Source organism: Paracoccus broussonetiae, assembly GCF_031854425.1.
GTDB classification, from domain to species: Bacteria; Pseudomonadota; Alphaproteobacteria; order Rhodobacterales; family Rhodobacteraceae; genus Paracoccus; species Paracoccus broussonetiae.
The window spans coordinates 120,302-128,327 of sequence record NZ_JAVRQI010000016.1 but is presented as its reverse complement, the minus strand read 5'-3'; the positions used below and the strand labels follow the sequence as shown (position 1 = coordinate 128,327).

6 protein-coding genes are annotated in these 8,026 nt (G+C 64.1%); 1 reads left to right on the top strand and 5 read right to left on the bottom strand.

Annotated elements, in window-relative coordinates:
• Positions 1-102 precede the first annotated feature (102 nt).
• From RM190_RS19235 to RM190_RS19215, 5 genes are read right to left on the bottom strand one after another with little or no spacing between them, the layout of a single operon-like run.
• Positions 103-2,760 (bottom strand): phosphoenolpyruvate carboxylase, encoded by a 2,658-nt coding sequence (locus RM190_RS19235; protein ID WP_311761088.1) that lies wholly within the window; start codon positions 2,758-2,760, stop codon positions 103-105.
• Positions 2,760-3,734, bottom strand: coding sequence for a 2-hydroxyacid dehydrogenase (locus RM190_RS19230; protein WP_311761087.1), 975 nt, complete (start codon positions 3,732-3,734; stop codon positions 2,760-2,762). Before RM190_RS19230 ends, RM190_RS19235 begins: the two co-directional genes overlap by 1 nt.
• Before the next feature lie 9 nt (positions 3,735-3,743).
• Positions 3,744-4,625 (bottom strand): succinate--CoA ligase subunit alpha, encoded by an 882-nt coding sequence (gene sucD / locus RM190_RS19225; protein WP_311761086.1) that lies wholly within the window; start codon positions 4,623-4,625, stop codon positions 3,744-3,746.
• Positions 4,625-5,821 carry a malate--CoA ligase subunit beta gene (locus tag RM190_RS19220; protein ID WP_311761085.1) on the bottom strand — a complete coding sequence of 399 codons (1,197 nt, stop codon included), beginning with the start codon at positions 5,819-5,821 and terminating at the stop codon, positions 4,625-4,627. The genes sucD and RM190_RS19220 overlap by 1 nt, the downstream gene beginning before the upstream one ends.
• 24 nt (positions 5,822-5,845) lie before the next feature.
• Positions 5,846-7,093 carry an aminotransferase gene (locus RM190_RS19215; RefSeq protein WP_311761084.1) on the bottom strand — a complete coding sequence of 416 codons (1,248 nt, stop codon included), beginning with the start codon at positions 7,091-7,093 and terminating at the stop codon, positions 5,846-5,848.
• Positions 7,094-7,276: 183 nt separating this feature from the next.
• Here RM190_RS19215 and RM190_RS19210 point away from each other — a divergent pair, with 183 nt between their 5' ends.
• Positions 7,277-7,960, top strand: a complete 684-nt coding sequence (locus tag RM190_RS19210) for a response regulator transcription factor (protein ID WP_311761083.1) — start codon at positions 7,277-7,279, stop codon at positions 7,958-7,960.
• Positions 7,961-8,026: the final 66 nt, after the last annotated feature.

Genomic DNA, 8,026 nt, shown 5'->3' with positions numbered 1-8,026 from the left:
CCTGCCGGATCGCGCCGAAAATCTCGGGGTCCCGGCTGTCCAGCGTCTCGGTGAAGAATCCGGCAGGCTTGATCTGGTTCATGCATTCTCTCCCATGATCGGTTATCCGGTCCAGCCGAGCGCGGCCGAGATGCAGTTCATCGTCTGCATCAGGGCGACCGGCACGCCTTGACCGGGTTGATTGCGATTGTCGCGCAAAAGCTTGATCTGCAGGTCGTGGACGCGGTCCAGTTCGGCGCGCACACGCTCGAACCGCGCCGACATGTTCGGGAAGCGCTGGCCAATGGCACCGACACCGGTCAGGAACATGACCGCCGCGCAGCTGTCTTCGTATTCCTGCCGGATGCGACCAAAGATGTCGCGGCCGGATTCGGCATCCAGAACCAGCGCGCGATAGTGGGCGGCGACCTCCATGTCGGCGTGAAACAGCGACTTTTCGGTTTCGTCCACAATCAGGCGGAAGACGCGGGATTCCTGGAACATGCGGCGCAAAAGCGCGTCGCCCTCGGCCTGGCGAAAGCGCCGGAAAGTCGCGATGGCCGAGCCGAAACCATACCAGCCCGAAATCAGATGCCGGTTCTGCGACCAGGCAAAGACCCAAGGGATCGCCCGCAAATCGTCCAGGCTTTGCGCGCCGAAACGGCGGGCCGGGCGCGAGCCCATCTTCAGCATGGTCAGTTCTTCGACCGGACTGGCCTGGTTGAAATAGTCGATGAAGCCGGGCCTGCCCAGCAATCCGCGATAGGCGGTGCAGGACATGTCGGACAGCGCTTCCAGCGTATCGTTGAATTCCGGGTGCACCGGCTCGACCGCGCTTGCAAGGGACTGGGCCATCACGGATGAGGCCAGCAGTTCCAGCTCATACTGGGCGGTTCCGCTATTGGCGAATTTGGAGGAGACGACCTCGCCCTGCTCGGTCGTGCGCAGCCGGCCATTGACCGTGCCACTCGGCTGGGCGGCGATGGCGCGTTCCGTCGGCGCCTGCCCGCGGCTGACCGAGCCGCCGCGACCGTGGAAGAAGATCGGCAGCAGCCCATGCGAGGCCAGGACCCGCGCGATGCTGCGCTGCGCCTTTTCCAGTTCGCGACTGGCGCACAGGAAGCCGCCATCCTTGTTGCTGTCGGAATAGCCCAGCATGATCTCGATGCGGCGGCCTTCAGATTCCAGGCTGCGGCGGGCGATCGGAACGCGCAGCAGCTCTTCAAGGATCGCGGGTGCGGCGCGCAGATCCGCGATGGTCTCGAACAGCGGCACGACGCGCAGGTCCAGCCGCTCCGGGCCAAAACCGGCATGGCGCGCCAGCAGGAACACCCCCAGCAGGTCATCACAGGACCGGGTCATCGACAGGATGAACGGCCCGATGGCCAGCGGGTCCGCACCGAAACGGACATCGCGCATTAGGGCCAGCAGGTCCAGCAGCTCAACCGCCTCGGGCGTCAGGCGGTCACGATCCAGGCCGGGCAGTTCGTCCTGCGCAAGCTCGGCCCGCAAGCGCCGCGACCATTCCTTGCTGCCATAGTCCGGCGATGGTCCCGACAAGCCCCAGATCGAGGCCAGAGCGCGGGTCGTCACCGACGAGTTCTGCCGTATGTCCAGCGTGACAGTGCGAAAGCCGAACACCTCGGCCTGCCAGCGCAAGGGCCGGATCAGACGCTCGGCCAGCCGGTCGGCGCCGATGCTGCCCAAGGCCGCCTCGATCTTGCGCAGCTCGGCGATATAGTCCCGGACATGGGCATAAGCCGGGCCATCCGGGGTCGCCGAAATGCGGCGGCCAATGGCGCTGAGCGCCTGGCGGAACAGTTCGCCCGGATTGCGGCGCGCCTGATCCGGGGGCAAGGGCGCCGCGTCGATGATCGATTGCAGACTGTTCCGGGTCTGGACCGACAGGCTGGAAATGGCGCTGCTGATGCTGAGCTGGCGTGCTGCCAGCTCAAGCCCCTGACGATAACGGTCCAGTGCAGCCTGCCGCGACAGGCCAAGCGCGGTGCGGGTGGTTTCAACCGTGACATGCGGATTGCCGTCGCGATCCCCACCGATCCAGGAATGAAAGCGAACCAGCGGTCCGGCCTGATCGGGCAGGCCGTGTTCGGGCGCCACCGCGTCCCGGAAGCGCCGCACCAGATTGGGCACGGCGTCGAACAGGCTGTCGCGAAAGAACTGCAGGCCCCATTCGATCTCATCGACAGGGGTCGGGCGCTGGCGACGCAGTTCGCCGGTCAGCCAGAGCAGGTCGATCTCGCTTTCCAGATCCTCGATGATCTCGGCCCTTTCGGCTGCCCCCCGCTGGTTTTCCAGCGCGGCAAGCAAGCGAGAGATGCGCCTGTGGATTTCAAGAACGGTGACGCGTTTGGCCTCGGTCGGGTGCGCGGTCAGGGTGGGGCCGACGCAAAGGCCCTGAAGACCGCGCCAGAATACCTCGGGCGACATCGGGGGACAGGCGTCCAGCACGCGTGCGAAGCTGCCCTCGACCGCGGCCGGACCTTCATGCGCCTCGACCAGGCGGCGAGAGCGGATGGCGATGTTCTCGTCTATGATCTTCAGCAGGTGGAACCGGATGTTCAATGCCTGAAGGCAGGCGGTCACGTCCCGGCTTTGCGAAAGATCGCCCCCCTGCCCCGACAGAAGCGGCAGAATTCCCGGCGCGCGGCGGGCAATCACCTTGCGCCACAGCGCGTCCATCTCGGCCCGAAGCCTGTCGCCATAGGTGCATGGCGTGTCTTCCGGCGGGCGGGGTCCGATGCGTTGAGCCCCGCCCTGCATCAGTTCACCCTGTCGCGCGGGCGGCGTCCTGCAAAAAAGTCCTCAAGGTTGTCGATGACCCGAAAGCCCATGGCCTCGCGCGCTTCACGGGTGGCGCTGCCCAGATGCGGCAGCATCACCAGCTTGTCGCAGTCACGCAGGCTGGGATTGATGCGCGGCTCTCCATCGAAAACATCCAGCCCTGCACCGCCGATGGCGTCGAACCACAGCGCCTGGGACAAGGCTGTCTCGTCCACGACCTCGCCGCGCGCGGTGTTGATCAGGAAGGCATCGGACCGCATCATCCCCAGCCGCCGCGCATTGATCAGGTGCCGGTTCTCGGCCCCGCCCGGACAGTGAAGCGAGATGAAGTCGCAAAGCGGCATCAGTTCATCCAGGCTGTCGACCTGCGTGGCATTGCAGCGCGCCAACACCTCGGGTGCGATCGGGCTGCGGTTATAGGCCAGGATTTTCATTCCAAAGCCGTGATGCGCTCGCGCCGCCATTTCCTGGCCGATGCGGCCATAGCCCACGATCCCCAGCGTCTTGCCAGAAACCTTGGTGCCGACAAGATGGGTCGGCCGCCAGCCGGTCCATTTCCCGGCCCGCAACTCTCGCTCGCCCTCGCCGGCGCGGCGGGCGACCATCAGCAGTAGGGTCATCGCCAGATCGGCGGTGCATTCGCTGAGCACGTCGGGCGTGTTGGTCAGGACGATGCCATGCCGGTTCACCTGCTCCAGATCGACATGGCTGTAGCCCACGCCGAAATTCGCGAGGATCCGCGTCTGGGGGCTGTCGACCTCCAGCGCGGTGGGGCCGATCTTGTCGGTCACGGTCGGCAGGATGGCATCATACTCCCGCATCGCGGCCCGAAAATCCTCGGGCCGCATGGGGGTGTCGTCGGTGTTCAGCCGCACGTCGAAGATCTCGCCCAGGCGCGCTTCGACGGCTGCCGGCCAGCGGCGCGTTACAAGGACTCGGGGTTTCGCTGCCATCACTGCCCCCTATTGCATGACGCGGGCGATGGTTTCGCCGATCACGGCCGGATTCTCGGCCATGGTCACGCCCGCCGCTGTCAGGATCTCGACCTTTTCCGAAGCGCTTTCCCCGAAGGCAGAGATAATAGCCCCGGCATGGCCCATGGTTCGCCCCTTGGGGGCGGTCAGCCCCGCGATATAGGCCACCACCGGCTTGCTGATATGGTCGCGGATGTATTCCGCCGCCTCGGCTTCCTGCGGACCGCCGATCTCGCCGATCATGCAGATGATGTGGGTCTCGTCATCCTTCTCAAAATGCGCCAGCACATCGCGGAAGGACGAGCCGTTGATCGGATCCCCCCCGATCCCCACGCTGGTCGAGACACCAAGCCCGCGCTCTTTCAGCTGGGCCGCCGCCTCATATCCCAGGGTGCCCGAGCGACCGATGATGCCCACATTTCCCGGCAGATAGATATGGCCCGGCATGATGCCCAGCATGGCCTTGCCGGGGCTGATCGTACCGGCGCAGTTCGGCCCGGTCAGGATCATCCGCCGCTCCTTGGGATAGCGGTACATATAGCGTTTGACGCGGATCATGTCCTGGGCCGGGATACCGTCGGTAATGCAGACGCAGTAGCGGATGCCCGCATCTGCGGCCTCCATGATGCTGTCGGCAGCGGCGGGCGGGGGCACGAAAACCAGCGTCGCCTCGGCCCCGGTTTCGGCCACCGCCTCCTTGACGGTGTTGAAAACCGGCACCCCTTCGACTTTCTCGCCGCCCTTGCCCGGCACGACGCCGCCGACGACATTGGTGCCGTAATCCAGCATTTCCTTGGTGTGGAAGCGGGCCATCTTGCCGGTGATGCCCTGGACGATCACACGGGTTTCGCGTTCAAGGAAAATGCTCATCAGACCACCTTCAGGTTCGGGTTGCGTTTCGTGTCCGCGCGCCATGCCTGCACGGCGCGTTCGGCAGCCTCCATCAGGGTGGTGGCGCGGATCAGCGGCAGGCCGCTTTGCGCAAGGATCTTCTGTCCTTCCTCGACATTGGTGCCGGCAAGGCGCACGACGACCGGCACGTCGATCGGCTCATCCCTGAGCGCGCGTACGATGCCTTCGGCTACCCAGTCGCAGCGGTTGATGCCCGCGAAGATGTTGATCAGGATCGCCTGGACATTCTTGTCGGACATGACCAGCCGGAACGCGCGAGAAACACGTTCGGGCGTGGCGCCGCCGCCAATGTCCAGGAAGTTCGCAGGCTCTCCGCCCGCCAGCTTGATCGTGTCCATCGTCGCCATCGCCAGGCCCGCGCCGTTCACGATGCAGCCGATATTGCCGTCAAGGCCGACATAGGACAGGCCGTGGTCCGCAGCGCGGGATTCGCGCGGGTCTTCCTGCGACTTGTCGCGCAGCTCCATGATCTGAGGATGGCGGAACAGCGCGTTGTTGTCGAAGGCCATCTTCGCGTCCAACGCCAGCACGCGGTCATCGCTGGTCAGGACAAGGGGGTTGACCTCGACCATGGTGGCGTCCAGTTCGCGCAGGGCGCGATAGCAGCCGCGAAGCGTGCGCACCATCTGCTGGATCATGCCCGGCTTGATGCCCAGGGCGAAAGCGATCTCGCGGCATTGGAACTCCGGCAGGCCGACGGCGGGTTCGACGACCGCGCGGATCATGCTGTCGGGGCTTTCGGCCGAGATGTCCTCGATCTCCATGCCGCCTTCGCTGCTGGCGATGATCATGACGCGCTGCGTGGCGCGGTCCAGGACGAAGCCCAGATAGATTTCGCGGGCGATGGGGACCGCAGCCTCGACATAGACGCGGTAGATGCCCTTGCCCTCGGGACCGGTCTGATGCGTGACAAGCTTCTGCCCGAACATGTTCTCGGTCACGGCCTGGATTTCGTGGTCGCTGTCGCAAAGCTTGACGCCGCCTGCCTTGCCACGCCCGCCGGCATGAACCTGCGCCTTGACGACCCAACGCTCGCCACCGATTTCGCGTGCCCGATAGGCGGCCTGTTCGGGACTATAGGCCAGCGCGCCCTGCGGGATGCCGACGCCGAACTGGCTGAGAATTTCCTTGGCTTGGTATTCGTGAATATCCATTTTCGCCTCCTCCCAAAGGCGCGCTTATTCCGCCGCGACAGCCGCCTGATATTGTTCCTCGAGCCGTTCACCGATCTGCTTCATGTCGATCCCGGCCCCCATCTCGTTCATGGCCCCGACGAAGCGCGTGACGATGTCCGTGATGGCGCGCTGGTTCAGCAGGTTCAGGATGCCGATCCGCACCTGCACCGGTTCGGAAAGCGTCGGCCAGATGCCGAAACCCTTGGCCCGGCAGGCTTGCACCAGTTCCATCTCGCGGCCCTTCAGGCTGTCCGGCAGGTTCAGCACGACCAGCGATGTCATGTTCGACGTGACCTTGCAGCCGGCCGCCGTCACCGCGTCGCGCAGCGCCGCCTCGTGGAAGGCATAGGACTTGGCGCGGCCCGCGACGGTCTGTTGCAGCGTGATGCGCAGGGCTTCGTGGAAAGCGGCCACCGCATAGGCGCTGTGGGTGCGGTGATAGACACCCTTCTCGGCATCCTTGCCATCGATGATGCCCCAGTGACGCGCCTCAAGAATGGGGTGGTGCACGAAGGTCCGGCAGCCCGTCCGGCGCAAGTTCTGGATATAACGGTCGGTGAAGGACACCGGCGCATAGGTCAGCGGAAGACAGCAGATCCCCTTTTGCGGACAGGAGGCCCAGCCATCCACGCCGGGATAATCGTCGATGCGGAAGTCCTCGACCCCCAAGGAGGACACGGCATCGATCAGCCCCATCACATCATACGCCTGGCAGGCATCCGAGAACCCGCGCAGATCGTTGATCCGACCCGAACCGGTTTCCCAATGCGTCATCGCCGCCCATTTCGGCTGATGCTTGGCCAGCGCCGCCTGAACGATCTCGCCCGTGACAGACTGCCCATGCGGCACCGAAACGACAGTGACCGAGGCCGCCTTCGGGTCCAGCGGGCTCGCCGCCAGTTCCTCAGCCGTCGCGGCCTTCATCCGCAGCGTAAGCCCGTCGATCCCCGAAAAAGTGCCGTTGACGAAAACAACCACCTTGTCGCCGGGCAGCACGGCGCTGAACAGGCAGTCGAGCCCGCTCCACCCCGTTCCGGCGACGCCGAAGGTGTGGACGTTCGCTGTGCCCATGATCTCGCGCAGCATCAATTTGCTTTCGACCATGCCGCGCAGCACGTCGGCCTGCATATGGTCGGCCATGCCTGCGCTGGCAAAGCGCTGCAGCACGCGCGGGTCCGTGTTCCCCGGACCGGGACCGGCCGCAATGGTGTCGGGAATTTCAAGCTGCGGAAAGACGATCACTTCAGCCATGATGTTTCCTGTTGATTAATTATCTTTAACAAAAGGAAACACCTCTCGACAAATCTCACAACGGAAGATTACCCTGCCTTCGGGTATCCTTTCGGGTGGGCATTTTCCCACCCGGACGAGCAGGCCCAAAGACGTTTTGCGCTAGCTTCCGACTTTCGACCTAAGCCAAAGGGTGCCAATTCCATGATCCGAACCGTCCACAGTCTTGAACAGGCCGTGACTATCGCCATCGCGGACAGCAATCCGCTGGTCATGTCCGCGATGTCCGAACTGTTCCAGCGCGACTCGCGATTCTCTCTGCTGGCGACCTCGGCTTCGGCCGAAGGATTTCTCGCGAATGTCTCGCGCGTGCCAGCACAGGTCGGGATCATCGACTGGGCACTGCCCGCAATGGGTGGGGCCAAGCTGCTGGGCCTGCTGCGCGAACAGGCCGACGCGCCGCGGATGGTGATCTATGGCCAGCAATCCACTGACGTGCACCTGGCCGCGTTGGCGGCGGGGGCGGCGGGATTCGTATCGCGCAGCGACCCGGTCGAGACGCTACTGGACACCTGCATCGCGGTCGCCGCGGGCAAGATGGTCTTTCCCTATCTGGACGTGCGCGAGTTGCAGCGGAACCCGCTTCAGACCCTGTCGCGACGTGAACTGGACATGCTGGCGGCCTTGTCCAAGGGGCTGACCAATCGAGAATTGTCGCGCGAACTGGGCATCACCATGAACACGGTAAAGTTCCACCTGTCGAACCTTTACGACAAGCTTTCGGTGAAAAGCCGGGCCCAGGCGATCGCCTTCTACTACTCCAATCGTACGGGTGGAAAACTGTCGGAAACCGGTGAACACAGAGAGGGTGCCGAAGGCGAAAGATGACTTCTGGGAAAATTATTTTCTTGACCGGAAAGCATTGCCGCCTTTTTCCTGAGCACATTCCCTTTC